The sequence below is a fragment of the Metabacillus indicus LMG 22858 genome, from assembly GCF_000708755.2.
Classification (GTDB): domain Bacteria; phylum Bacillota; class Bacilli; order Bacillales; family Bacillaceae; genus Bacillus_P; species Bacillus_P indicus.
Map to the genome: position 1 here is coordinate 66,882 of NZ_JGVU02000007.1, position 25,867 is coordinate 92,748.

The following is a 25,867-nucleotide window of genomic DNA, read 5'->3' on the forward strand; positions in this document are numbered from 1 at the left end:
GTTAGGAGTCATGTTCATGTCAAAATTCAAATTTGCGATTTTAGTCAGCATTGTTGCCATCTCAGGCTTTTCCCAGGGTATGCTTCTGCCCCTGATTGCCGTTATTTTTGAAAAAGAAGGATATTCCTCTTCTGTAAACGGACTTCATGCAACGGGACTTTATATTGGGGTTCTGCTTGCGTCCCCGTTCATGGAAGGCCCGCTGAAAAAATTCGGTTTTAAGCCGCTGATCCTAGTCGGCGGACTCATGGTGGCGCTGAGCCTGTTCGGCTTTTTATGGTTTCAATCCTTCTGGTTCTGGTTTTTGCTGAGGCTTTTAATTGGCGTTGGAGACCACATGCTCCATTTCTCCACCCAGACATGGATTACATCGATTTCATCTGAAGAGCGGAGAGGACGGAACATTTCGCTCTACGGTCTGTTTTTCGGACTTGGATTTGCAGCCGGACCGCTTATGGTCCCTTTGGCAGAAATCAATACGTCCCTGCCGTTCATCGTATCAGGCAGCATCAGTCTGATTGCCTGGGCATTCGTGTTTTTCCTTAGAAACGACTTTCCTGAACATGATACAGGGTCCACCTCTTTCTTTGGAACAGCAAAGCGGTTTGCCAAAGCATCGCGTCTTGCTTGGGTTGCCTTCCTTCCGACTTTCGGATACGGATTTCTTGAAGCTTCCCTGAACGGAAACTACCCTGTTTATGCTCTCAGAACTGGCATTGATGTCGCATCTGTCTCTATTATCCTGACTTCATTCGCCGTCGGCGCCATTCTTTTTCAGCTGCCGCTTGGCATCATCAGTGACCGGTACGGCAGAAGAAACACCCTTTTGTTTGTCATGCTCTCCGGCTTCGCTGCATTTATGGCAGCAAGCTTTGCGGAAACCCTTGTCCCGCTTATGATCTGCTTTTTCACAGCAGGCATGATGGTCGGATCGACGTTTTCTCTCGGCATCAGCTTCATGGCTGACCTTCTGCCTAAAAACCTTTTGCCGGCGGGCAATCTGCTCTGCGGAATCTTCTTCAGCATCGGCAGCATATCAGGCCCGTTCCTTGGCGGACTCTACATCGAAGCCGTGGATTCAGCCAATTTCCTGCACGTCGTCAGCTTTATCCTGCTTCTTATTTTTATTACACTCGCTTTTTACAGGCAGAAGAAACTTGAACCGGTAAACGCAAACTCATAATGACAACCGCCAATCTAAAAAAATTGGCGGTTTTTTTAAAATATAGGTTGAACATTTTGAATTATCTGTTATATAATAGAATTAACAAATACAAACTGTATCATAACAAACAAAACCAGGAGGATGATTAACATGAAAAGACAGGAACGCAAAAATATGATCGAGTTTATCGCTAAAATGAAGGATATCGAGTCAGAAACGCTTATGTACATGACAGATGAGGACATCGAGCATATCTACACTTCGGCTTATCACTCTTACATTCAATGGTCTGAATAACGAAAACAGGAAGAGTCATTACTTACTTGCCGCTTTCAGCCTTTTACTTGCCATTTCACACGGTTTACTTGAAAAATGCATTTAAATACTTGCCAATTTCATCAAATTACTAGAAATTATCCAGTTACAGGAAATCAAAAACACACCAAAAAAGCAAACCGCCCCAAGCGGTTTGCTTTTTTATGTTTAATGGTAGCCGTTCTGCCCGTTGGCACTTCCGCTTGTCTTGTTCTGCGGCTTGCTTTTCGAGCTTTGTTTTGTGTGGCTTCCGCCCTTTTTTGTATGCTTTGTCATGATTGGTCACCATCCCGGCTATAGTTTGAAGACCTGGGTCTTCTCCATTACTGTCTCACTGACAGCCGGTGAGTATGAGTCACAATCACTGGAAAGCTACGTTTGTTTTTTCCGCGCATAAAGAACCGCATTCAGCTCACCGCCAAGCATGATGATCATGCCGGACAAGTAAAACCAGCTCATCAGGACGATGATCCCGCCTAAGCTCCCGTAAGCGGCGCTGTAGTTCCCGAAGCTTGAAACGTAGTATGAGAAAGCAAACGATGCTGCAGCCCATCCAACTGTTGCAAAGACAGCACCCGGAAAAACATCCTTGATATGCAGCCGTTTATTCGGCGCAAAAAAGTACAGGGCGGTAAACACGATGAACAGAATGACGGCACTCACAAGCCATCTTGCCATGTTCCAAAACGCCAGAAAGGCATCTGACAGTCCAAATGCGGAAAACAGAAAAACACCGAGCTCTTTTCCGAAAACAGGCAGCAAAAGCGCAACTAGTATGACAAATACCATTGCAATCGTAAGTAAAACTGCCATCCCCCGTGCCACGATGAATGACCTGCTTTCTTCTACTTCATAAGCACGGTTGAATGCGCGGACGATGGCATTGATGCCATTTGACGCCGACCAAAGGGTTGCCAGAATTCCAAAGGAGAGCAACCCCCCGCTTGATCCAGCCACAATTTCAGTCAGTGTTCTCTCAATCAGTTTGATTGATTCCCCCGGTGCATACTGCGCGAGGAAATTCAGCAAATCATCCTGGGACAAAGGCAAAAAAGCAATCAATGTAATTAAAAAGATTAAAAACGGAAAGAGAGACAGCAGAAAAAAGTACGCAAGCTCTGCTGAGAGCCCAATCAGCTCGTCTTTTGAAAAACGCCTGATCAGACTTCTGATGATGGATTCCTTCACATGCTGCACGCTCCTCCGCTTATTTATCCGTCAGAAACCTTTCTTTTGTCTCTTCAATCATTTCGAGTACCTGCGGAGTTGTTTCCTTCAGTTCATTGATTTTTTCATTAATAAAATCAATATCGTCTTTCGCTTCCTGAACAACGGCCCTCGCCTTGTCAATCTGCTCTTTAATCTCTTCAGTGAGGAGCGACGGGTTTTCAATGTAGACAGCTGTTTTATCCTTCAGCGCGATTCCCTGCCGGACAAACTGATCTCTTGTCGGCTTGTGCAAAAGAGTGATGGCTCCTCCGATTGCCGCACCTGCAAAAACACCTTTTAAAAACAAACTGTTTGATTCACTCATCAATATCCCCCGCTTCTTTTAAATGATGATCTTCCATAATCCGGTTTAACAAAAGCCTGCAGCCGTTATACACCATGTCATAAACTTCTTCAAAATTGTCTGTGTAATACGGGTCCGGCACATCCGCAATATCAGAGTCCGGCACAAAATCCATTAAACGGCCGACGTATCCCGTCTTTGAATAACCGGCAAGCCTTCTGAGAAAACCAAGATTTTCATTATCCATTGCGATAATATAATCACTATCTGTTAAGTCTCCCATTGAAACCTGTCTTGCAGTGATTCCTTCAAAGCTGATCTGATTCTCTTCAAGCATCCGCCTCGTGCCTTCGTGGGGCCCCTTCCCGATGTGCCAGTTCCCGGTCCCTGCGGAATCAGCGGAAATAAGCCCGCTCAAGCCCTCTTTTTCAATCAAATGTCTCATGATGCCTTCTGCCATCGGCGAACGGCATATATTCCCTAAACAAACAAATACTACTTTAATCATCAATATCCTCCCGGGTGATGTCCATAAACCGCACGTTATTTTATATGTATGAGAGTACATGCCGCCTTTATGGTACTTTTCTCTATTCTTTCATAAGTGATTCAAGAATTAGCATCTTTCATCCATATAAAACATGTTACAATAAATCATACTTACATTGGCAAGCTGAAAGGATGAATCCGTTTGAATAATCTGTCTGAAAAATCGGTTGAAAACGTAGAATTTATGATTGAGCAAATTAAAGAAAAGCTTCGCGTCATCAATATCGGCGCCATCAAGCCTTCTCATTTTGACGAGGAAATGTATGAAGAACTGAAAGACATTTATGATCATGTGATGAAAAAGAACACGTTCTCGCCTAATGAAATGCAGGCGATCGTTGAAGAGCTAGGCAACCTCCGCAAAGTATAAGCTCCGGCAAAGAAAAAGATTCTAAAGCCAGTCCCCTTTTGCATATATGTGTAAAAAGGGGGCTGAAATCATGGCTGTAATGTGGTGGTTTGCAACACTTGTGCTGTTCTTATTATTGGTCGTCTGTATCGTTTTTGTCATTTACGCCTTAAAATCGGCTATTCATACAGAGGATGCTGTCACGATTGATCCGCTGCCTGAAGCGGAGAATTCGGAAGAAAATGCTGAAGAAGATCCGCCTGAAAAAGAGGAAGCTGAAGACAAGAAGTAACCCGGTGCGTTTTTACGCCCGGGCTCTTTTTTTTATTTTAAAAGGGTAAGCGATTCACGTGTGAATGCCGGCAGATCATCCGGCGTACGGCTTGTGACAAGCTGATTGCCGCAAACGACAACCTCTTTGTCATGGAAGTTTGCACCTGCATTTTTAAGATCAACGGCAATCGACGTGTAGCCTGTTGCATCGCGTCCGTTAAGCGTCTCTGCTGTAATGAGAAGCTGCGGGCCGTGGCAGATGGCAAACACCGGCTTTTTCTCATCCATGAACGCTTTGGCGAACGTTACAAATTTATCGTCTGCGCGGAGGATATCCGGCGAGAAGCCTCCTGGAATGAACAGTGCATCAAAGTCTTCCGGCTTTACGTCATCAATGGACGCATCCACCTTGACAGATTCCTGTCCCTGTTTCCCTTTAACGGTTTTTCCTTTTTCATTCTCAATAACTGTCAGCGAATGTCCTGCTTCTTTGAACGCTTTTGCAGGATCTGTGTATTCAGAGTCCTCAAAATGATCGGTCATAACTACTGCGATTTTTTTACTCATCGATTAGAACCCTCCTATTTGATTGACAATGTATAAATTACCCTTTTGCCCCAAAAATAAAACACACGATGCTTTTGTCGATTGATGGAGCAGAATCATCTCCGCGTCTAAGACTAATGACCTGCCTTCTTTTGAAAAATACGGTCATCCCCTCTTCAAACAGGTCCATCCTCCTACAAAACTTTGCCAATTGTAAATCTTTTGTTCTCCTATCATTTACGATTTTTTAACAATATTAGACAAAATACTCATAGCATTATAGACAGATTATTTATAAAATTTAACTGTTGCGAAAATTTCCGAAAGGTGGATGTTTGTGAAAAGTAAACCGAAAACAGTCAGTAAGAAATTCCTGCACTCATTTGCTGCTTCTCTTGTTTTTTTAAGTATTCTTCCTTTTTCTGCCCCAAAAGCTTCAGCCGAGGTAACGGCTGCAGTCGATCTTCGCCTGATTGAAACAACTGATATTCACGCACACATTATGGATTATGACTATTATTCTGATAAAGAAACAGCTTCGTACGGGCTCGCCAGAACAGCAGTCCTGATTGATCAGTACAGAAGCTCTGCCAAAAACAGCATCCTTGTCGATAACGGAGATCTGATCCAGGGAAATCCGCTCGGGGAATATGTTTTCAAAAACCTTGGCGCAGAGATTGCGGCCGGCACGAAAACAAATCCGATATTCGATGCACTTGGCACACTTGACTATGATGCGGGGACACTCGGAAATCATGAATTCAACTACGGTCTTGAGTATCTGAAAGGATCGCTTAAGAATACGAATTTTCCTGTAGTAAGCGCGAACGTTTACGATGCTGCAACAAATGAGCCGTATTTTAAGCAGTACGATATCCAGGAAAAAGAACTGATCGATGCAAACGGCAATAAACATCTTGTCAAGATTGGCTACACAGGCTTTGTTCCGCCGCAAATAAACGTATGGGACAAAAAGCACCTTGAAGGAAAAGTTGTGACGAAGGATATTGTCGATACAGCAAACAAAGTCATTCCTGAAATGAAAGCCCAGGGCGCAGACCTGATCGTTGTCATGGCTCACTCCGGGATTGAAACAGCTTCAAGCTCTGCAGGCTCTGAAAACATGGTGTTCGACCTGGCTAAAGAAGTGAAAGACATTGACGCCATCGTATCAGGCCATCAGCACGGCATCTTCCCCGGCGACAAAAAATATGACGGCATCGCTTCCATTGATAATGTAAAAGGAACGGTGAACGGCGTGCCTGTTGTCATGCCGAAAAACTGGGGCAGTCATTTAGGGGTCATCGACCTGAAGCTGACTGAGCAAAACGGCGACTGGTCAGTAGCAGACTCACAGTCAAAGGCCGTGCCGATCACTACGGTCACAGCAAAAGACCAAACGATTGCCTCATCCATTAAAGATGTTCACGAAAAAACGCTTGAATACGTAAGAAAGCCGGTCGGAACAACCGAAGCTCCGATTAACAGCTTCTTTGCGCTTGTCCAGGACGACCCGTCTGTGCAAATCGTCAACGATGCCCAAATGTGGTATGCCAAAAAGGTTGCCGAGCAGAATCCGGCCCTTCAGAACCTGCCGATTCTCTCAGCAGCTGCACCTTTTAAATCAGGCGGCCGAAACGGCGTTGACTACTACACGAATATTGCAAAAGGAAGTCTCGCCATTAAGAACATCGGCGACCTCTATCTCTACGACAATACGGTACAGATTGTTAAGCTTAAAGGATCACAAGTAAAGGAATGGCTTGAAATGTCAGCCGGACAGTTCAACCAGATTGATCCTGCAAAAGAAGGCGAACAGCCTCTTTTAGACACGAACTTCAGATCGTACAATTTTGACGTGATCGATGGTGTCACGTATCAGATTGATGTGACAAAACCTGCTAAATACAATGCGGATGGAAAAATTGTCAATCCGGATTCAGGAAGAATCATCAACTTCAAATATGATGGCAAAGATGTAAATCCGGAGCAGGAATTTTTAATTGTCACAAATAACTACCGCGCTTCAGGCGGAGGCGGCTTCCCGAACATGAAGGCTGAAAACATTGCCTACGTTTCTGCAGACGAAAACCGCCAGGCTCTGATGAATTACATTTCAGAAGAAAAAACAATCAACCCTTCTGCCGACGGCAACTGGTCGATTGCGCCTGTAGAAGGCAATGCACAGGCTGTATTTACTTCAACGCCTGCTGCAAAAGACCTTGCTGAAGAAACTCCGAATATCCGTTATGCGGGTGAAGCAGCCGACGGGTTTGCCAAATATACAATCGATTTAAAAGTCGGCACCACGCCTCCTCCGTCAGACAGCTGGAAACTGACGGTCATGCATACGAATGACACGCATGCTCACCTTGACGATGCGGCCCGCCGCGTGACAAAGGTAAAAGAAGTCCGCGCTGCAGAAGAAAACAGCATTCTTCTTGATGCAGGCGATGTCTTCTCTGGAGATCTCTATTTCACAAGATGGAACGGCCTTGCAGACGTTGAGTTTATGAACATGATGCAATACGATGCCATGACGTTTGGAAACCATGAGTTTGACAAAGGACCGGACACTTTAAGAGCATTTATTGAAAAAGCCAAATTCCCGATTGTCAGCTCGAACGTGGATGTAAGCAAGGAACCGAAATTAAGCGATCTCGTTAAATCACCAAGCGACTATCCTTCAGTAAAAGAAAGCGCGATTTATCCTTACATCGTTCTTGATGTAAACGGCGAAAAAGTGGCTGTATACGGACTGACGACAGAAGATACTCCTGAAGCTTCAAGCCCGGGCGAGAATATCGTTTTTAAAGACGCAGTGAAAACATCTGAAGAGACTATCAAAACCATTGAAGAAAACGAAAAGGTTGACAAGATTATTGCCCTGACCCACCTCGGCTACCAGAAAGACCTTGAGCTTGCCGAAAAAGTGGAAGGCATTGACGTCATCATCGGCGGACACACGCATACCCTTGTGGATACGTTAAAAGTAGTTGATGAAGACCAAACGCCAACCATCGTTGCACAAGTTCAGGATTATGGAAAATTCTTAGGTAAGCTTGATGTTGCATTTAATGGCGAGGGAGTCGTACTCCCTGAAGAATCAGCGGTCGAGCTGATTGCGATTGATGAAACAGTCGAAGAAGATCCGGAAGCTAAAGCCCTGCTTGACGGATACAAAGAAGAGATCAACAGCTTTAAAGATAAAGTGGTCGGACATACAAAAACGGTACTGGACGGTAAACGCGAACATGTCCGTTCAAAAGAGACTAACCTCGGAAACCTGATTGCAGACGGCATGCTTGCTAAAGCGAAAGAAGCAAAAGGCGCGCAGCTTGCCATCACAAACGGCGGAGGAATCCGTGAGTCCATTAACGAAGGCGACATCACTCTCGGCGAAGTTTTGACCGTGATGCCTTTTGGAAATACGCTGTTTGTCCTTGATGTAACAGGTGAACAGATTGTCGCTGCACTCGAACACGGCGTGAGCGCCGTTGAAGAGGGCAAAGGACAGTTCCCTCAAGTTGCCGGCGTCACGTTCGCTTTTTCTAAGGGACTTCCTGCAGGCGAGCGCATTATGAACGTTGAAGTTCAAAACGAAGACGGCTCTTACTCTCCTATTGAGCTTGACAAGACTTACAGAGTGGCGACAAACGGCTTTATGGGAGCAGGCGGAGATGGATATGACGTCTTTAAAGAAGCAACTTATGCTGAAGATCTTTTCTTCGTAGATTACGAGGTGTTCCTTGAGCAGCTAGAGGAGAAAGAATCCGTTAACCCTGAAATTGAAGGCCGCATTATGGAATACTTCACGCCAACGGTTGAAGTAAAAGATAATAAAGCGTTTGTTACGTTTGATGACACGTTTATTCCATACATCGAGCACACAAATGACGTGCTGATCGATCTTTTCGGCACATCTGAGTTTGATGCAGTCGAAATGACATTTACGGCAGATCAAATCACCGCTCTAAAAGCAAAAGAAGAAAGCCTGTCCTTTAACAATGAGGCAATCGGTCTCGACATCCCGCTTTCAAATCTGGATGAGAAAGAAACCATCATTTCTTTTGCAAAAACAGAAAAAGTGGAAGACGCCCTGACTGACACTTATGATTTCGGGATTACTCAGGACGGGAAAAACGTAAAGAAATTCAAAGACGAAATCGGTCTTGCTTTCTTTATTGAAAATGCCGAAAATCCAAGAGTCTATTACGTAGACCGCAAAAAAGAAAAAGTGACTGAGCTTGAAGGATCTTACGAAGACGGTGCAGTATATGGCTATACAGACCACTTCAGCGAATTTACGGTTCTTGAATCAGCTGACTCCGGCGAAAATCCAGGGGAAAAACCGGGCAATGGAAAGAATCCGGGCAGCGGAGAAAACCCTGGAAAAGGCGCTGATAAAGGAAACAACAACGGAAAAGGCCTTCCTCATACAGCAACAAGTTCATTCAACATCCTTCTTACGGGTGTCGCGATCTTGATTGCAGGAAGCGTATTTTACATCATTCAGCGCAGAAGGCTGAACAGCAAGTAACCACAGATGCAAAAAGTCCCTTCCCGGGTCCGGGGAGGGACTTTCTTTTTACGGCATAAACTGCTGAAAGACGTTTTTGCCCTGATCTTTAAAATGCTCTTTTCCAAGGATTGAATTGATGATTTTCATGTTCCGGTCAACCGAAAGCGCAAGGTTTGTTGCCCCAGTCCCGTGAGAGTGTTCAAGGTTTGTAAGAGTGTAGATCCCTTCTTTCCTGCCGTCCTTAAAGGCAAGCCGGAAATCCTTTTCAACTTTGAACAGCTTTTCATCCTCCCAGATGATCTCATCCTTCATTCCCTCTATCCATTCAGGAATATTCGGCTTAAAGCCTGTTGCAAATACGACTCCTTCTGTCGTGTGATCAAAGCTTGTATCGCTTTGCCACTGATGGCATTTGAGCACATATTTTTCACCATCCGCCATTAAATCTTTCACATCTGTCAGCGGCATAATCTTCACGCGCGCATCTTTTCCATGAATGGAACGGTGATACAGCAGGTCATAGATAGAAACGAGCGTCGTTTTGTCCACGCCGTTACGCAGCTGTTCAAGCTCAGGCAACGCTTTTTTTCTTTGCTCAAACGTCAGGTCATGAAAATAGCTGACAAAATCCGGAGAAAATACCTCCTGCCCGAGCTTGGCCGATTCCAGCTGGGTGAAGCCTGCCGATCTCGTAAACCAGCTGAGCTCATAATCAAACAGATCCTGAGATTGGAGAAGATCCAGAAAAATCTCTGCGGCGCTTTGCCCGGAACCGATGACTGTGATGGATTTTTTCTTCTTTAAAGACTCCTGCCTGAACATATAGTCGGATGAATGAAACACATCTTCCGCGGGCTCTGTCTCAAACGGCAGCAGCGGGATGCTTCCGGTGCCCATGACCACGTGCCTCGTTTGATAAACCTGAGTGCCTTCTTTGTTTTCCACATGCACTTCATAATGCGGGGTTTCCCCTTTTTTGTATTCAACATGTGTCACGCATGAACCGAACCGGCAGCACTGGATTTCCTTTGCCGCCCAAGCCGCATATTCACTGTATTCTCTCCTAGGAATATCAAACCGGTTAAAAAAGTAAAAAGGATAAAGCCTGTTATGTACATGAAGATAGTTTATAAAGGTATATTTGCTCCTAGGATTGCAGAACGTCACAAGATCTGCTAGAAACGGCACCTGCAGATCCGTCCCCTCAATCAGCATGCCGGGATGCCAGATAAACTCATCCGTTTTATCAAAAAAGATCGCTTCAATCTCAGGCAGGTCCTCCAAAATGGCCGCCATCCCAAGGTTATATGGACCAATCCCAATCCCGATCACATCGTACACTGTCTCACCTGCTTTTCTCATAATCGCTTCTGAATCTATACCCCTACTTTCCCCAGAATAATCGGTTTTAAGCAGACTGTGGTGAACCAGAGGATTCTTCTTTTATTGGTCCTATGTTTCCGAATAAGTGCCATCAACCTGAAGATTCTACCTTTTGATGGTTCTATTCTTCCGGATAAGTGCCATCAACCTGAGGATTCTGTCTTTTGATGGTTCTTTTCTGCCAGATAAGTGCCATCAACCTGTAAATTCTTCTTTTTGATGGTTCTATTCTTCCGGATAAGTGCCACCAACCTGTGGATTCTTCTTTTTGATGGTTCTATTCTTCCGGATAAGTGCCATCAACCTGTGGATTCTTCTTTTTGATGGTTCTATTCTTCTGGATAAGTGCCATCAACCTGTGGATTCTTCTTTTTGATGGTTCTATTCTTCTGGATAAGTGCCATCAACCTGTGGATTCTTCTTTTTGATGGTTCTATTCTTACGGATAAGTGCCATCAACCAATACATTCTTCTTTTTGATGGTTCTATTCTGCCCGATAAATGCCATCAACCAATACATTCTTCCTTTTGATGGTTCTATTCTTCTAAATAAGTGCCATCAACCAAAACTCCCAAACAAAAAAAGACGCCTCAGCGTCCTCCCATCTCTGCTATTCCATCTCCGTCATGCTCGATCTTCTTTAAAAACTCCAGAACCTTAGTTTCATAGCCTTCAGGATCTGTTAAAAACGCCTGGGCGTGGCCGGCTTTCGGCACCAGGTACAGCTGTTTGAGTCCTTTTTTCACTTTGTACATATCAAGGGTCATGTTGACAGGGATAAAGGAATCTTCCTTACCGTGGATGAAGAGAATCGGTGTTTTCGTGTTCTCAAGATCGCGCGCAGGCTTTATTTCCTCAAATCCCCACCCATATCTAAGCTTCGTGACCATGCTGGTCAGGTAGATGAGCGGATAAAATCTGATTTTAAAGTCCAGCCTGAGCCGTGTTTTTAAAAGTTCGGTCAGGTCGCTGAAGGCGCAGTCTGCGATGCAGAAGGAAACACGGGAATCTTTTTTCACATACTGCAGGGCCGATGCCGCTCCAAGGGATTCGCCGAGTATGCCTACAAATGCGGATGATCCGAGTTCTTCATAAATATGGTCGACCCAGGCGTGCAGGTCGTCGCTTTCATAGTAGCCGAATGAGGTATGCGTACCGCCGCTCAGGCCGTGGAATCTGTGGTCGCACAAAAGAACGTGATAACCCCGTTTATGGAACATTTCGACGTATTTGAAGCTTCCGAACAGCGACCATGTAATCCCGTGTGCAACGATAATCGCTTTTTTGCCGGATTCAACAGGAAACCACATGCCGTGAATCTTGTAGCCGTGGTAGGAATCTATGAACCATTCTTCTTTAGGCGTTTTTTCAAAATGCTCTGTATTGATTTCCCCGCTTTCCACTCCGAGCCTGTACGTTTTTTCATATTCCACTTTTCTGGGTACCGTAATAAGGGTGCTGAAAAAGAAGGATACAGCGAGTATTGCTAGCAAAGCGGCAAGTATGGAGCAAAGCAAAATCCACATGGTATCACCTTCACTTCCCTTTTCCACATCATATTACCGTTTTCATAATAGGTGATTAGTGTAAGGGTACCGTTTATTCACTGTAAAAGTTTTGTAAGAATACCGGCAGCCGATTAAAAGTTGGGGGCTGAGCAGGATAAAACGTACAATGACAGCGAGGTGAAAACGATGGCAAAACGGACAATCGTAATCGGCGGCGGCATCGGCGGACTGACAGCGGCTGCTTTTCTTTCAAAAGAAGGAAGGGACGTCACCGTTCTTGAAGCATCAAACGAGTGGGGCGGCTGTGCGGGGAAGTTTCAACGCGGGAAGTTTTTATATCCTGCAGGTGCAACCCTCGGCATGGGCTTTGAACAAGGCGGCGTGCACGATAAGCTTTTCCGCGAACTTCATCTTTCTTTTCAGGAGCACAGCCTGCTTGATGTCATCATGGACATACACTTGCCGGAAAAAACCATTTCCTATTACCGCGACCGGGCTCTTTATCTAAAAGAAGTGGAGAAACACTTTCCGCATCTTACAGCGAAAATCCGCGCATTCTACTCAGACATTTGGAAAACCGGCGCTGAAGTAAAGAAGCTGATTGATCCCCTGCCGGTCCTTCCTCCGAAGACTGCTTTTGAGTGGGGGAAGCTATTAACATCACTAAAGCCATCTACCCTTGGCCTTCTCCCTCATTTTCAGAGCACGATGGCGGCGCTGCTCAAAAAGCATGGACTGCAGAATGAGCGGGACTTTGTTCACTTGATTGATGCCCAGCTAATTGATTCGATGCAGACAACGAGCGCGGACTGCTCTGCCATCCTTGGCGCCTATGCCCTGACTGTGTACCATGACGGCGCGTTTTATGTGAATGGCGGCCTGTATCAGATAGCCGAGCATCTTGCTGCATTCGCAAAAGACCGCGGAGCTGTTCTGAAAAAACGATCCTGGGTGAAATCCATTCATAAAGAAAACGGCCGCTACAGAGTAACCGACCAGAAGAACAAAACCTATGACGCGGACTATATCATCTGCAACCTTCCCCTGCCCGGATTTATCAGCCTCCTTTCCAAGGATTTAATAATGCAGCTGAGCAAGGCTTATAGGAAAAAGCAGCCCCTGCAGCAATGGGGCACGATGACGCTTTATCTTACTGTAAAAGAGGAGGTCATCCCGGAGAACTTTCCGCTTTTTCATCAGGTGATGGACAATGACTCAGGCGATATGACGGAAGGGCATCACCTGTTTCTCTCTGTTTCAAAAAAAGAGGACGCGCGGAGGGCACCTGCCGGATACAGAACCATGACAGCAAGCACCCATACGGACTTAAAGCTGTGGGATACGAAGGAAAAGTATGACCGATATAAAGAGGTGCTCACAAACCGGATGCTGCACTCGATTGAGACGGCGATTCCGCGTCTGCAGGACGGATTGACAGATTTCATGCCGGGGGCTCCGGGAGCGTGGGAAACGTTCACTAAAAGACCGGGAGGAATGGTCGGGGGATATCCGCAAACTCTGGAGCATTCGCTGTTCAACAGTCTGTCGCACCGTGCCGGCATACCGGGAATTTACTTGTGCGGAGACAGTGTGTTTCCCGGAGCCGGAACGATTGGAGTATCTGTCAGCGGGTATCATGCTTCCCAGTCTGTTCTGAGGGATTTGCGCAGCTGAAAGCATACAAAAAAAGTCAGGCAGCCGCCTGACTTTTTCAATGCCCTCTTCGGGCGAAATCCACAAACCTGAACTTATCGAGCCTGTGCCTTGATTCTGTGTACTGAAACAGACTTGTATCATCCAGGTAAACATGGTTTTTCACGACAACGATGTGGGTGAAGCTGTGCAGATCAAGATAAGCATAGTCTTCTTCCGTGCACTCTTCCACAACGATTTCTTTTTTCGCAAAGCTGATCTTAAGACCAAGCTCTTCTTCGATGTACCTGTAAATGGAATCCTCGCAGATTTCCTTTGTTAAAGAAGGAATGAAGCGGCTGTTCAGGTAATCCTTATCGAGAATAATGGATTCCCCGTCGATGTTCCTTGACCTGACAACCTCCCATACCTCATCCCCGCCGCTCAGGTTCAGCTGCTGGGCAATAAACGGGTCCGGTTTGATCAGACCCAGTTTTTCTACATTTGTCCGGGACGAGCGTCCAAGGTTCTGGGACAGCTCTTTAAAACTGACAAGACCGGAAACGGGAAAGCTCATTTTCGTCACATCGAGCACAATGGACCCTTTTCCTTTTACCTTCTGAATGAACCCGTTCTGCGCCAATAGATTGAGCGCCTTGCGGATTGTCTCCCTTGACGTCTCGTATTTTGCAGCAAGCTCGTTTTCAGATGGAATGGTTTCATCAGGCGCGAGGATGCCCTGTTTGATTAAATCGGCAAGCTCCTGGTAAATAGCCAGGTATTTATTGTTTGTTTTCATCTTTAACCACCATCATCAGTTTACCATGAAATCTTACTTTTTAAGATGATAAACGACGGATTCAAATGGACGCAGAGTGATTTCTTTTACAGATTCACTAGAGTCCGGGTAGTTGCTGATCAGGATTTCCGCTTTAAACTCATCACCGATGTGCTCCGGCAATGTAAAGACGGTTTCTTTTTCATAGAAATTGTTGATGACGAGCAGTTTTTCGCCGTCTCCATTGCGGACGTAGGCAAACAGCTGCTCATGGTCGTCATGGATTAGTTCGTAATCTCCGTATGTTATGAGATCAACGTCTTTTCTTAGTTGAATCAGTTTCTGATAATGGTAGAAAACTGAGTTTTCATCCTGGACAGCTTTCTCGGCGTTGATCTCAGGATAATTTTTCGCAGGCAGGATCCATGGGGTGCCTGTTGTAAATCCTGCATGCTTCGAGTCATTCCACTGAACCGGGGTGCGGGAATTGTCTCTTGATTTGCTCTTTAAGATCTCAAGGATTTCTTCTTCTGACTTGCCGGCTTCTTTTAAAATATTGAACATATTCAGAGATTCAACATCGCGGTAGTCATTGATTGATTCAAACTTAGGATTTGTCATGCCGAATTCCTCGCCCTGATAAATATAGGGAGTGCCCTGCATCATGTGGACGGTTGTGGCCAGCATTTTTGCCGATTCCACACGGTACTTGCCGTCGTTTCCGTATCTTGAAACGACCCTTGGCTGATCATGGTTGCACCAGAACAGGGCATTCCAGCCGCCGCCCTTATGCATCTCCACCTGCCATTTTGAAAGGATTTGCTTCAGTGCCTGAAAATCAAAATCTGCGAGCGCCCACTTCTCGCCGTTCGGGTAATCCACTTTCAAATGATGGAAGTTGAACGTCATGCTGAGCTCATTTGAATCCGGATTTGAATATTGGATGCAGTTGTCGATTGTCGTGGATGACATTTCGCCGACTGTCATGCTGTCATATTTAGAGAACACTTCTCTGTTCATTTCTTTCATATACTCATGAACTCGCGGACCGTCTGTGTAAAACTTGCGGCCGTCTCCGGGTGCTGTGCTGCCGTCATCATCAGGGAAATCCTGATCCTTTGAAATCAGGTTAATGACGTCAAGCCTGAAACCGTCGACACCTTTTTCAAACCAGAACGTCATCATGTCGTACACTTTCCGGCGGACTTCTTCGTTTTCCCAGTTCAAATCTGCCTGTGTGACGTCAAAAAGGTGAAGGTAGTATTCGCCTGTTTTTTCATCAAGCTTCCATGCAGAGCCCCCGAACTTTGAAATCCAGTTTGAAGGCTCAGAACCGTCCTCTTTTCCTTCTTTCCAGATGTAAAAATCGCGGTATGGATTCTCTTTTGAAGACTGTGCTTCTTTAAACCAGGCATGCTCTGTTGACGTGTGGTTCACCACAATATCCATGATGACTTTAATTCCGCGGTCATGAGCCTCTTTTAACAAGCGTTCAAAGTCTTCCATCGTTCCGTATTCTTCATGAATCGAAAAATAGTCGCTGATATCATAGCCATTATCTTTTTGGGGAGATTCATAAATCGGCGTCAGCCACACGACATCGATGCCGAGTTTTTTCAAGTAATCAAGTTTATCGATGATTCCCTGAATATCGCCGACTCCATTTCCCGTTGTATCGTTAAAGCTTTTCGGATAAATCTGATAGACCGCTGATTTTTTCCACCAGGGCTGTTTCATTGTACATGCACCACCATTATAGAATTTACGCAAAAAAGGACAATGGCTTGTCCCTTTCTGCTTTTATTTTTTCTTCCAGTTAAATTTCGCAAACACATATGTCAGAACAAACGGCACGACAATGGCTATCGCCATTCCGATAAAGAATGCTGTCCAGTATTCGGACTGGATGGAAAGGAATCCCGGGATTCCGCCGACGCCGATTGAGAATGCTTTGACATGGTTGATTGTAATAAAGATGCCAGCAATCGCAGAACCAATCATGGCCGCGATAAACGGATAGCGGTATCTGAGGTTCACACCGAACATGGCCGGCTCCGTAATTCCGAGATAAGCGGAAATACCGGATGTCAGGGCAAGACCTTTTTGCTTTTCATCCTTCACAATGCGCATCATCGCAAATGCGGCAGAACCTTGAGCAATGTTTGACAATGCAAGCATCGGCCACAGGAACGTTCCTCCTGCACTTGCCACAAGCTGAAGGTCAACGGCAAGGAACGTATGATGCATGCCTGTTACAACAAGCAGCGAATAGAATCCGCCGTACAGGAGACCGCCAAGAGCAGCAAAGTTGTCGAAAATGGCAATGACGCCGTCCGTGATGGCATTTCCTGCTGCAAACGTTACAGGTCCAATCAGGATAAATGCTGCAAAGCCTGTTACTAAAAGAGTGATTGGAGCAACAACAAGCAGTTTGATGGAATCAGGTATCCGCTTGTTTAAGAAAAGTTCCACTTTGGCAAGCAGGTACGATGCAAACAGAACCGGAAGCACCTGTCCCTGATAGCCGATTTTTTCAACCTCAAGACCGAACAGGTTCCAGACCGGCACCTCTCCTTTGGCCTGAGCTTCCCCGTAAGACCATGCATTCAGAAGATCCGGATGCACAAGAATCAAACCAAGGACAATACCAAGCAGCGGGCTTCCGCCGAACCGCTTTACTGCCGACCACCCGATCAAAGCAGGCAGGAAGGTAAATGCGGTGTTGGCAATCAAGTTAATAATGGAGGATAAATCCGCCCATTGCGGGTATACCTGGATCAGAGACTGCCCGTCAAAGAAAATATCTTTCCCGCTAAGAATGTTGTTGATCCCCATCAGAAGACCGGCCGTCACGATTGCCGGCAGAATCGGAATGAAAATATCCGCAAGCATCTTAACAGCACGCTGAAGCGGATTCAATTTGCCTGATGCGGCTTCCTTGACATCCTCTTTCGACGATTCGCCCATGCCTGTCTGTTCAGCCATTTCTTTATATACCTTGTCAACAAGTCCCTGTCCAATAACGACCTGGAACTGGCCGTTCGTTGAAAATGAACCCTTTACCATATCAATCTGATCAAGCTTCTCTTTGTCCACTTTGCTTTCATCTTTTAAAGCAAACCGCAGACGGGTAACACAGTGCGTAGCGGCGGCAATATTCTCTTTCCCGCCGACCGCCTCCACAATGTCGCGGACTTCCTGCTTGTTCACGCTCATCTATTTCAACCTCCCGAAATCGTTTTCATTTCCCTGCTATTATTCTAGCTTTGTTCGTTGGAATTTATCCTGTATATACAAGTTACACTCACATTGTATTCCTGTATATACAGGTTGTCAACAGAAAAGCGTAATCGTTTTCAGATAGATGCTTTTTCATGCATACAATCATTCCCTTCAACAGGTCTTTACTTGGTTGTTACCCTTTTTACCGCCATACAAGCAGGAAAAAACAAATTAAAAAAGACCACGCATAAACGTGATCTTCAGCAGCAAAAATCAAAAGGATGAAACGGCTTATCGGCCCCTATGCATATTTCGGGCTCATACTCCGGATCTGCCCAGTGCCAGGCAGCAAGAGCCGCCGCACATGCATCAAGTCCATGGCTTGTTTCTGCAGCGTCCGGAGAAATGCTTTTTACCCTCCACTGTTCAAAGAACGGCAGAAGGCTTCTCCTGTCTTCCTCTGATTTTTTATAGGACAAAGCGAGATGCCGGTCCTCAGGCTTCAGCCTTAGTCCGATAGCTCCGCCGGGGTGCACTTCAACGATAGAACCAGTATAGTTCTCAAGCGCCCTGCTCAGATGAATGCCCCTTAAAGTGAGATAAACCATGCGGTTGAGGGTCGGCGGCATGATGGAACCGTGGTAGAGGCCCGCCTCCCGAAGCTTTGATCTGACAGCTTTGTCTGAGGGCCTGTCCCCGCCGCCGTCCTGATAGGAGAGCGGCGCATCAATGCCGACAGTAACCTGTCCTCCTTCTGAGGCTAAACGGCTTACTGTATCCAGAATAAGCCGGTCGCTGTTATGAAACGTCAAGCTGTTCAGTACAAGGCTGTCCGCTTCTTTTTTAAAAACAGCAACTGCCGTCTCCTTGTGATTGGCAGGACCGGCAAGATCAATTCCAACTACATGCACTCTTCTCCCTCCTTTTATAAATCAAATGACAGCTGTTCACTGTCAGAAGGCTTGTTTTTGCGTTCCGTTCCTTTTTTTGCAGGTTTAATCGCTTTTTTCAGATCAATCACCGGTGCTTGGTAGTCCATCTGAAAAAAACCTGGATAGTTCCAAGGTTCATGAATGTATTTCGCAGGCACATGCTCCAGAACGGGCAGATACCTCCTGATAAAGACTCCGTCCGGATCTTCCGTCTTTCCTGTTTTGACCGGGTTCACCACTTTTGAAGCGACCTTTTTCATCTGCCCGCTGTGAATTGCCGGTTCATAGTCCAGGAAAAGGGAGGCAAGTGCTGCCGAACATGCTGCGGGATCCAGTTTGAGAACCGCAATTCCAAAAGAAGCAAGCATGCCACGGTACTTGGCAGGCAGCCATCCTGTTTTGTGCAGACATTTCATGCATGCATCAGCAAACGGTATGCCTGTTTCTCCCGCGTGCCATTTGTCGAATAATGGTGGTCTTTCATCATGAAGACACAGCTCTGAAATCGCTTCAACTCCACTATCCATAAGCTTCCATCTCGCCTTCAGCTGATCCATGAAAGCCGTCAATTGTTCCACGGGAAACAAATTATCACAATTTTCTATCTTTATCGACGTTTTTTGTACAACGGTGCGCAGCGAGATGTTTCCCCAAGCGAGATATGGAGACAGCCTGCTTGAAGAAATCGTGGACTGAAGAGGGTTTGACCGATTCTCTAAATAGGAAGCGGCACGCTCATTTAAAAACGTATCAAGGGTTTCCAGTGCCTGTACTTCTCCGCCCTGCTGGCCAAATTTTATAGGGCTGCCTTTGACAGGGAGCGATTTGAGCTTTTCTGAGCCGGAATAGAAACGGTCCGGAACCTTTTCCGGCATGAATAAACGGCTGGGCATCCTGGCTCCTTCGCTTCTCACAAAAGCTTCCCACCTCTGTTTTGCATTCTTTCCGGGTGCACCGTACTCTTCATACTCATGAAAAGCAAGCCCTCTATCAGTCATCCATTCTCTCACTCTTGTATGCTTTTGCACCTCTGCTTCTGACCGCGATTCTCTGTAGGCATGCAGGGAAAAGTCGCTGCACATTTCATAGATCGCCTCCAGCGCATCCTCTATTTCTCCGGTGAATGTATAAAGACTGCCTCCCATTTTTTCAAAGGAGTACTGCATGTCTTCAAGACTTTCCCGTACGAATTGAAAATGCCGTGCTGACATAGACCCTGTCCCCCAGACGGAAGGCTCCGCAGCATACAGCGGCAGCACTTCCCCGAACCGTGCTGCTTTTGCAAGAGGGGTGTGATCTTCGGTCCTCAGATCCCGTTTAAACCAGACAACGTTCATGTCACTCACTCCATGTTATGACCATTTCGAATTGATTTTATCTTTGTAAAAAGCGGATGCCTTTGAAGAAAATGTGCCGCGCTTTTTAAGTATCTGTTCAAGCTTTACCCGTTTTTCGCTCAGCTGCATCTCAAGCTTTTCTTTTTGGAGTTCATCCTGACAGGCCGATGCCAGGTCCTCAAGCTTAAAAATGGATTTTTTCAGCTCTCCTTCTTCATCAAGCATGCCTGCATTCTTCATCATCTTGTAGGACACCCTGAGCTCCGGTGAAATATGCGACAAATCCTCAAGCTGAAGCGGTTTTCCCATGCCGGGAAGCCGGTTAAATTCCCCGTCTTTTATCGCCTGCTTTATTTTATCCTCTGACAGAATGGTGAACAGATCCATTTTTACAGCCTCCTGTTCCATATCACTTCTCTATACTAGCTTATACACCGGTCCGCACGATTCCTTCTTAAAAATATAGATGATTCGTGACAATCAATCAAACAGACGTTCTGCAAACAGGCCCTCTTGCATATCCTTTAAAGACATCATAAATTGGAGGCATCAGAATGAACAATTCAAACACCTTTCAGATTCCTGAGGAAATGGTCTCCCGCTATGCTGCACTGAATGAAAAGGCAAAGAAGATTGAAGAAGAAATGGCGGAAATCAAAAAGATTTTCAACGCGTATTTTGATCATGAATACGGCAAAAACAGCAAAGGGGAAGAAAGAATCGGAGCCTACAAGATCCAGCGGCAAATCAGGCAGTCCGAATCCTATCATCCTGATAAAACGGTTAAAATTCTTGAAGAATTAAATCTCTCAGATTGTATTATTCTCGTAAAACAGCCTGATAAAGAAAAAATTCAAGCCGCGCTCACACTGGGCATGCTGTCGCTTGAGGAAATGAAGGACTGCGTGATCCGGAAATGCTCCCAGGCAATTGTGGTAAAACCTTTAAATAAATAAGTAACACTCTAAAAGTCTGATTTTTCTTTTAAATCAGACTTTTATTTCGTTCATATTTCCTGTTTTTGATCCAACAAGGTTTATCTTTTCAGAAAGGAGGTTATTTAATGGATAGAAATTATTCTAAAAAACAATTTTAGCATCTTGAAGGAGGCATACATATGGGAGGAATCTGGTTCACGCTTTTATCATGCGCCTTTTTTATGGGTCTTGTAGCATGGATTTCCTATCTGAAAACTAAAGGCGGCAATGAGGATTCAAACGGTTATTTCCTTGCGGGCAGAGGCCTTACGGGTGGTTTTATAGCAGGCTCACTGCTTCTTACGAATTTATCGGCTGAGCAGCTTGTTGGACTTAATGGACAGGCTTATCGCACAAACCTGTCAAATATGGCGTGGGAGGTTACTTCGGCCTTTGCGATCGTCGTTATGGCTCTATACTTGCTTCCGAAATATCTCGGAGGAAGCTTTACAACCCTGCCGGAATTTTTGAGCAAGCGGTTTGATGAAGGCGTAAGACGTTATACCGTTATCCTTTTTATGCTCGGGTATATTCTGGTAACGATTCCTTCCATGCTTTATTCCGGAGCACTTGCTGTCCTGCAGATGTTTGACGTTCCGGAACTGTTCGGAATCTCTTATATGCAATCAATCTGGCTTGTCATTTGGGTGATCGGCATTATCGGTGCTGTTTACGCCATCTTCGGAGGGCTGAAAGCAGTGGCTGTATCAGATACACTGAACGGAATCGGACTTTTAATCATCGGAATTCTCGTTCCTGTTTTAGGTTTTATCGCCCTTGGCAACGGAAATATGCTTGATGGCATGAAAGAGATTACCACTTCCCATCCCGAAAAACTGAATGCGATCGGATCCAGTGAAGACTCTGTTCCCTTCGGCACTATTTTCACAGGCATGATTTTCGCCAATCTGTTCTACTGGGCATCCAATCAGTATGTTATCCAAAGAACGCTTGGCGCCAAAAACCTTGCCGAGGGTCAAAAAGGGGTCATTCTCTCAGGCTTTTATAAGCTGCTTATACCTCTCTTCATGATGATTCCCGGCATCATTGTTTTCCATCAATATGGTGACAGCCTGAAATCAGTTGACCTAGCTTATCCGACTCTGATTGCGGACGTGCTGCCGACGTATCTGTCAGGATTTTTCCTTGCCGTGCTGCTTGGTGCCGTGTTCAGTTCGTTCAACTCTTTGCTTAACAGTGCCGCCACGATGTTTGCGCTTGATATCTACAAAGTGCAGGTCAATCCTAAGGCTGATGATAAAAAGCTGATCAGCGTCAGCAAACTGTTTGGAACATTCCTGGCCATTGTCGCCTTGTTTGTTTCTCCGCTGCTTATGTATGCGCCGGACGGCTTATGGGATTTGATCCGGAAATTTACAGGCTTTTTCAACATCCCGATTATCGCCATCGTCCTTGTCGGCCTGCTGTCTAAGTTTGTTCCGGCAGCTGCTGCAAAAGCGGTCATTATTTTTCACGTCATTACCTACTATATGCTCGTATGGGGGACAAACCATCTCTTCGGCTTCACCGTTGACATTCATTTCATACACATCTATGCGATTCTCTTCTTCATCGAAGTGTTCATGATGCTTGCGATCGGAATGGTCAGCCCGCGGGAAGAAGCCTATATTTACAAGACAGAAGCATCTGTGGACATGATGCCGTGGAAATATACAATCGCCACATCTGTGATTCTTCTTTCACTGGTTTGTGCAACCTATATCGTCTTTTCTCCGATTGGACTTGCGTATGCAGACGGCTATGTATCTCCTGCCTTCTGGCCTGCAGTGGCCGGCCTGTTTTTACTGACTGGCATTCTCGTATTTGCCTCTATTAAACACTGGAACCGAAAATATGAAGAATACCTGCTGAAGCAGCATACGAAAAAGAATTACAGACTTCGCCGCCCTTCCGGAAAATTGAATCCGGTCTATATAAGATATATGACGAACTGAAAAAATCAGCCTCCACATCCGGGAGGCTGATTTTTTATTTATACATGCTGCCGTGCACCTGGTAATAAGATCCAAAAACAGGCGGGTCAAACTCTGCGAGATAAGGGCCTTCCCCTTTTCGTTCAAGCATCTGCTGAACAAGGCCGTCCCCTGAAGGCTCGGCAAAAACCAGCTGGAAAGACGGAAGTGTAAATGTGTAGATTCTTGCCCGCCATTCGTCATATACGCCCTCTTCGCCTCTTGGAAGGTCGAAATATTTTCTCCACTTTAAAACAGCTGCATTTAAATCCTTTACAATGTAGTGAATTTTAGAAACCGATACACTGGTATTTTCAGAGGGCAGGGCACCTGAATGGAACAAGTCACGCTTGCGCTCATCCTCTGACTGCTTCCACTCAATAAAAAAAGGAAGAGGTGCGTCATCATCCCTTTGCTCGATAAAAAGCATTCTCCACTCAAGCAGGGATCCATCCTCGCGTTTTCTGCCCGCTTCAAGAATATCTCCTGTTTCAAGCCCCTTCTCTTCAAGCTCTGCTTTCACATGTTCGAGGTTATTTGACCTCAGGGCAATCTGGCCAAGACCCTCTGCGCGCTGCTTCAGAAGGCGGTGAATGAGCGGATTGTCCGATCCATTCGCTTTTTTCCTGTCTTCAATCGAAAGGAACTCCAAATAGGCGAGATCGCTGAAATAACAAAGGCTGTTATACGAGCCCCATTTCTCATGACGGCCTCCCATGACAGCATTCAGTCCCTGTTTTTTAAAAAACTCTGCCGCTTGGAGCGGATGACGGTCTGTAAAATGTACGAGATGATCTAAAATAATATCCATTGGACAGCTCCTTTGGCTTTATTTTCGGCCTATTAAAAACATATACCCTTATGCAGCGGTGCACAAGCTTGGATCTGTTTGCCCCTTTTTGTGCAGCAGGGTATGATGATAGAGGTTTAATCATAAAAAGTGAGGTCGGCAGCATGAGACTTAGAGATTGGGACCGCAATTTAAAGATACGCTTGTTCGGGGAAGCATTGATGAATATTACATACTGGATGTTTTTCCCGTTTTTGACGATTTATTTTGCAGATGAGTTCGGCAAGGAACAGGCCGGGTTCCTATTAGTGTTTTCACAGGTATTTTCCGTATTGGCAAATTTAATGGGCGGCTACTGCGCTGACCGGTTCGGGAGAAAAAAGATGCTCGTCCTCTCTTCAGCGGGACAGGGAGTTTCATTTCTCATATTTGCTCTGTCTGTATCACCATGGCTTGACGCCCCTCTGATCGGATTTGCATGCTTCGCTTTAGCGGGGGTTTTCGGTTCGTTTTACTGGCCTGCAAGCCAGGCTATGATTGCGGATGTGGTAAAGGAAAAAGACCGGAGCAATGTGTTCGCGGTATTTTATACATCAATCAATCTGGCTGTCGTCATCGGCCCTATCTTAGGAGCCATCTTCTATGTGAACTATTTCTTTGAACTCCTCGTCTTTGCAGGGTTCATCTGTTTTCTGCTTTCAGGCATGCTCTTTCTCTGGACAAGAGAAACAGCACCCGAATCCGTGCTGAACAGGAAGGGAAGCACAAAGTGGCATCACTTTCTCCTTCAACAGCTGGGAGAATACAAAATCATCTTCAAAGACCGGGCCTTCCTCCTGTACATTGGTGCCGGTGTTCTTGCGGCACAGACCTTTATGCAGTTTGACATGCTGATGCCCGTCTATACGAAGGAAACCGTTCAAAATGAAGAGCTTTTCTCATTCGGCAGCTGGTCGTTCACACTCGGCGGCGAGCAGGCCTTCGGTTTTCTTCTTTCGGAAAACGGACTGCTGGTCGCCCTATTGACTATTTCTGTTACGAAATGGATGACTCTGTATAAAGAAAGGAATGTCTTCATTCTTTCTTCCGTCTTATACGCAGTCTCGATCTTCCTTTTCGGACAGTTCAGCTTCTTGTGGGGACTGATCTTCGCCATGGCTTTGTTTACACTCGCCGAATTGATGACTGCCGGCCTGCAACAGAGCTTTGTTTCAAAGCTTGCACCAGAGCATATGCGCGGGCAGTACTTTGCGGCAGCAAGTCTCCGCTATACAGTCGGACGGACCATTGCCCCGCTCTCCATTCCGATGACGGTCTGGTTTGGCTTTCAGTGGACATTCGCCATCCTTGGGATTCTTGCTTTGGCAAGTGCAGCCCTTTATTGGGTGACGTTTGCGGTTTATGAAAAGAGGAGTGAAAAAAGCGCATGATCGATGCGCTTTTTTTTACAGCCGTTTTTCAAACGAACTCCTAAAGCTCCCCGCCAGTTCCTTCACTTCCAAAATCTCTTTGATCGCTTCAGCGTTGAACTTATCCTCGTATTTGATCTTGTTGACAAACTCTATGGTCACCTTCTTCGGATGGGACGAAATCCGTTCAAGTGCATCCCCTTTTTTGATCAGGCCCTCTTTTTTCACCCGAAAGTAAAACCCGGTATATCGGGTGTTTTGCACCTGCACAGGAAGATCCTTGACTTCATGTTTCAATGCAAGCTTGAAGCATGGCTGGCGCGGCTGGCTCACTTCAAGCTCGGCTTCTCCGAGGCGGAAGATGTCTCCTATACAGACTTCTTTTTCAGTCATGCCGCTTAATGTCAGGTTTTCTCCAAAAGCACCCGGCAGGAGCTTAAAACCCAGTGTTTTTTTCCAATATGGGTAGTGATCGTAAAAGTAGGCGCAGACCGCCTTGTCTTCACCGCCGTGATTTTTCAGATCCGCCTGGCCGTCCCCTTCAAAATTTGTTTTTTTCAGTATGATCGGCATCTCTGCCGGTTCTTTATAAATGCCGGTTTCAATTTCACGGCCATTGTACAGGACTTTTTTCGGCATTCCGACATTGATAGAAACTATCTTCACCTTGCCTCCGCTCCCTTACCTGTTTAT

General features: G+C 45.7%; 23 protein-coding genes. 9 read left to right on the top strand and 14 right to left on the bottom strand.

Features of this window, described 5'->3' with window-relative positions:
* Positions 1–16: 16 nt before the first annotated feature.
* Positions 17–1,183 carry an MFS transporter gene (locus AZ46_RS17740; RefSeq protein WP_029285876.1) on the top strand — a complete coding sequence of 389 codons (1,167 nt, stop codon included), beginning with the start codon at positions 17–19 and terminating at the stop codon, positions 1,181–1,183.
* Positions 1,184–1,315: 132 nt separating this feature from the next.
* Positions 1,316–1,462, top strand: coding sequence for a BH0509 family protein (locus AZ46_RS17745; protein ID WP_035207669.1), 147 nt, complete (start codon positions 1,316–1,318; stop codon positions 1,460–1,462).
* Between the two features lie 390 nt (positions 1,463–1,852).
* Here the strand turns inward: AZ46_RS17745 and AZ46_RS17750 are convergent, their stop codons facing one another.
* From AZ46_RS17750 to AZ46_RS17760, 3 genes are read right to left on the bottom strand one after another with little or no spacing between them, the layout of a single operon-like run.
* On the bottom strand, positions 1,853–2,677 hold the full coding sequence (locus AZ46_RS17750; protein WP_412768606.1) for a YihY/virulence factor BrkB family protein: 825 nt from the start codon (positions 2,675–2,677) through the stop codon (positions 1,853–1,855).
* 10 nt (positions 2,678–2,687) lie between these two features.
* The gene (locus AZ46_RS17755) at positions 2,688–3,014 is read right to left on the bottom strand and encodes a YtxH domain-containing protein (protein WP_029285873.1); all 327 of its coding nucleotides are present in this window, start codon (positions 3,012–3,014) and stop codon (positions 2,688–2,690) included.
* Positions 3,007–3,501: a low molecular weight protein-tyrosine-phosphatase gene (locus AZ46_RS17760; RefSeq protein WP_029285871.1), complete on the bottom strand. Its 495-nt coding sequence runs from the start codon at positions 3,499–3,501 to the stop codon at positions 3,007–3,009. Before AZ46_RS17760 ends, AZ46_RS17755 begins: the two co-directional genes overlap by 8 nt.
* 183 nt (positions 3,502–3,684) lie before the next feature.
* Here AZ46_RS17760 and AZ46_RS17765 point away from each other — a divergent pair, with 183 nt between their 5' ends.
* Together AZ46_RS17765 and AZ46_RS17770 are read left to right on the top strand one after the other, a co-directional pair.
* Positions 3,685–3,912, top strand: a complete 228-nt coding sequence (locus AZ46_RS17765) for a DUF1128 domain-containing protein (RefSeq protein WP_029285869.1) — start codon at positions 3,685–3,687, stop codon at positions 3,910–3,912.
* A 70-nt stretch (positions 3,913–3,982) separates the two neighbouring features.
* Positions 3,983–4,183, top strand: coding sequence for a hypothetical protein (locus AZ46_RS17770; protein WP_029285867.1), 201 nt, complete (start codon positions 3,983–3,985; stop codon positions 4,181–4,183).
* A 32-nt stretch (positions 4,184–4,215) separates the two neighbouring features.
* Here the strand turns inward: AZ46_RS17770 and AZ46_RS17775 are convergent, their stop codons facing one another.
* Positions 4,216–4,731 (bottom strand): type 1 glutamine amidotransferase domain-containing protein, encoded by a 516-nt coding sequence (locus AZ46_RS17775; protein ID WP_029285865.1) that lies wholly within the window; start codon positions 4,729–4,731, stop codon positions 4,216–4,218.
* Positions 4,732–5,041: 310 nt separating this feature from the next.
* On the opposite strand from AZ46_RS17775, the gene AZ46_RS17780 reads away from it, so the two are divergent.
* Positions 5,042–9,250 (top strand): bifunctional 2',3'-cyclic-nucleotide 2'-phosphodiesterase/3'-nucleotidase, encoded by a 4,209-nt coding sequence (locus AZ46_RS17780; RefSeq protein ID WP_029285863.1) that lies wholly within the window; start codon positions 5,042–5,044, stop codon positions 9,248–9,250.
* 48 nt (positions 9,251–9,298) lie between these two features.
* On the opposite strand, the gene AZ46_RS17785 is transcribed toward AZ46_RS17780, so the two are convergent.
* Positions 9,299–10,573, bottom strand: coding sequence for a lysine N(6)-hydroxylase/L-ornithine N(5)-oxygenase family protein (locus tag AZ46_RS17785; RefSeq protein ID WP_029285861.1), 1,275 nt, complete (start codon positions 10,571–10,573; stop codon positions 9,299–9,301).
* Between the two features lie 633 nt (positions 10,574–11,206).
* A complete protein-coding gene (locus tag AZ46_RS17790; RefSeq protein ID WP_051865724.1) occupies positions 11,207–12,142 on the bottom strand; it encodes an alpha/beta hydrolase in 936 nt (311 codons plus the stop codon).
* A gap of 120 nt (positions 12,143–12,262) precedes the next feature.
* Between AZ46_RS17790 and AZ46_RS17795 the strand changes: the two genes are divergently transcribed.
* On the top strand, positions 12,263–13,798 hold the full coding sequence (locus tag AZ46_RS17795; RefSeq protein ID WP_235728244.1) for a phytoene desaturase family protein: 1,536 nt from the start codon (positions 12,263–12,265) through the stop codon (positions 13,796–13,798).
* A 37-nt stretch (positions 13,799–13,835) separates the two neighbouring features.
* Here AZ46_RS17795 and treR read toward each other — a convergent pair whose 3' ends face one another.
* The 6 genes from treR to AZ46_RS17825 form a co-directional block, all read right to left on the bottom strand.
* Positions 13,836–14,555, bottom strand: a complete 720-nt coding sequence (gene treR / locus AZ46_RS17800) for a trehalose operon repressor (protein ID WP_029285856.1) — start codon at positions 14,553–14,555, stop codon at positions 13,836–13,838.
* Positions 14,556–14,588: 33 nt separating this feature from the next.
* Positions 14,589–16,271, bottom strand: a complete 1,683-nt coding sequence (gene treC, locus AZ46_RS17805) for an alpha,alpha-phosphotrehalase (RefSeq protein ID WP_029285854.1) — start codon at positions 16,269–16,271, stop codon at positions 14,589–14,591.
* A gap of 63 nt (positions 16,272–16,334) precedes the next feature.
* Positions 16,335–17,750: a PTS system trehalose-specific EIIBC component gene (gene treP / locus AZ46_RS17810; RefSeq protein ID WP_029285852.1), complete on the bottom strand. Its 1,416-nt coding sequence runs from the start codon at positions 17,748–17,750 to the stop codon at positions 16,335–16,337.
* A gap of 266 nt (positions 17,751–18,016) precedes the next feature.
* Positions 18,017–18,667, bottom strand: a complete 651-nt coding sequence (locus AZ46_RS17815) for a DUF429 domain-containing protein (protein WP_029285850.1) — start codon at positions 18,665–18,667, stop codon at positions 18,017–18,019.
* A 14-nt stretch (positions 18,668–18,681) separates the two neighbouring features.
* The gene (locus AZ46_RS17820) at positions 18,682–20,025 is read right to left on the bottom strand and encodes an FAD-binding domain-containing protein (protein ID WP_051865730.1); all 1,344 of its coding nucleotides are present in this window, start codon (positions 20,023–20,025) and stop codon (positions 18,682–18,684) included.
* A gap of 15 nt (positions 20,026–20,040) precedes the next feature.
* Positions 20,041–20,412 (bottom strand): DnaJ family domain-containing protein, encoded by a 372-nt coding sequence (locus tag AZ46_RS17825; RefSeq protein WP_029285846.1) that lies wholly within the window; start codon positions 20,410–20,412, stop codon positions 20,041–20,043.
* 167 nt (positions 20,413–20,579) lie between these two features.
* On the opposite strand from AZ46_RS17825, the gene AZ46_RS17830 reads away from it, so the two are divergent.
* Both AZ46_RS17830 and AZ46_RS17835 read left to right on the top strand, forming a co-directional pair.
* Entirely contained in the window at positions 20,580–20,981 is a 402-nt protein-coding gene (locus AZ46_RS17830; RefSeq protein ID WP_029285845.1) for a hypothetical protein, read from the top strand.
* A gap of 161 nt (positions 20,982–21,142) precedes the next feature.
* Positions 21,143–22,957 (top strand): solute:sodium symporter family transporter, encoded by a 1,815-nt coding sequence (locus tag AZ46_RS17835; protein ID WP_029285843.1) that lies wholly within the window; start codon positions 21,143–21,145, stop codon positions 22,955–22,957.
* A 34-nt stretch (positions 22,958–22,991) separates the two neighbouring features.
* Here the strand turns inward: AZ46_RS17835 and AZ46_RS17840 are convergent, their stop codons facing one another.
* Positions 22,992–23,786 (bottom strand): VOC family protein, encoded by a 795-nt coding sequence (locus AZ46_RS17840; protein ID WP_029285841.1) that lies wholly within the window; start codon positions 23,784–23,786, stop codon positions 22,992–22,994.
* 143 nt (positions 23,787–23,929) lie between these two features.
* On the opposite strand from AZ46_RS17840, the gene AZ46_RS17845 reads away from it, so the two are divergent.
* The gene (locus AZ46_RS17845; protein WP_029285839.1) at positions 23,930–25,195 is read left to right on the top strand and encodes an MDR family MFS transporter; all 1,266 of its coding nucleotides are present in this window, start codon (positions 23,930–23,932) and stop codon (positions 25,193–25,195) included.
* A 15-nt stretch (positions 25,196–25,210) separates the two neighbouring features.
* Here AZ46_RS17845 and AZ46_RS17850 read toward each other — a convergent pair whose 3' ends face one another.
* Positions 25,211–25,813, bottom strand: coding sequence for an MOSC domain-containing protein (locus AZ46_RS17850; RefSeq protein WP_035319483.1), 603 nt, complete (start codon positions 25,811–25,813; stop codon positions 25,211–25,213).
* Positions 25,814–25,867: the final 54 nt, after the last annotated feature.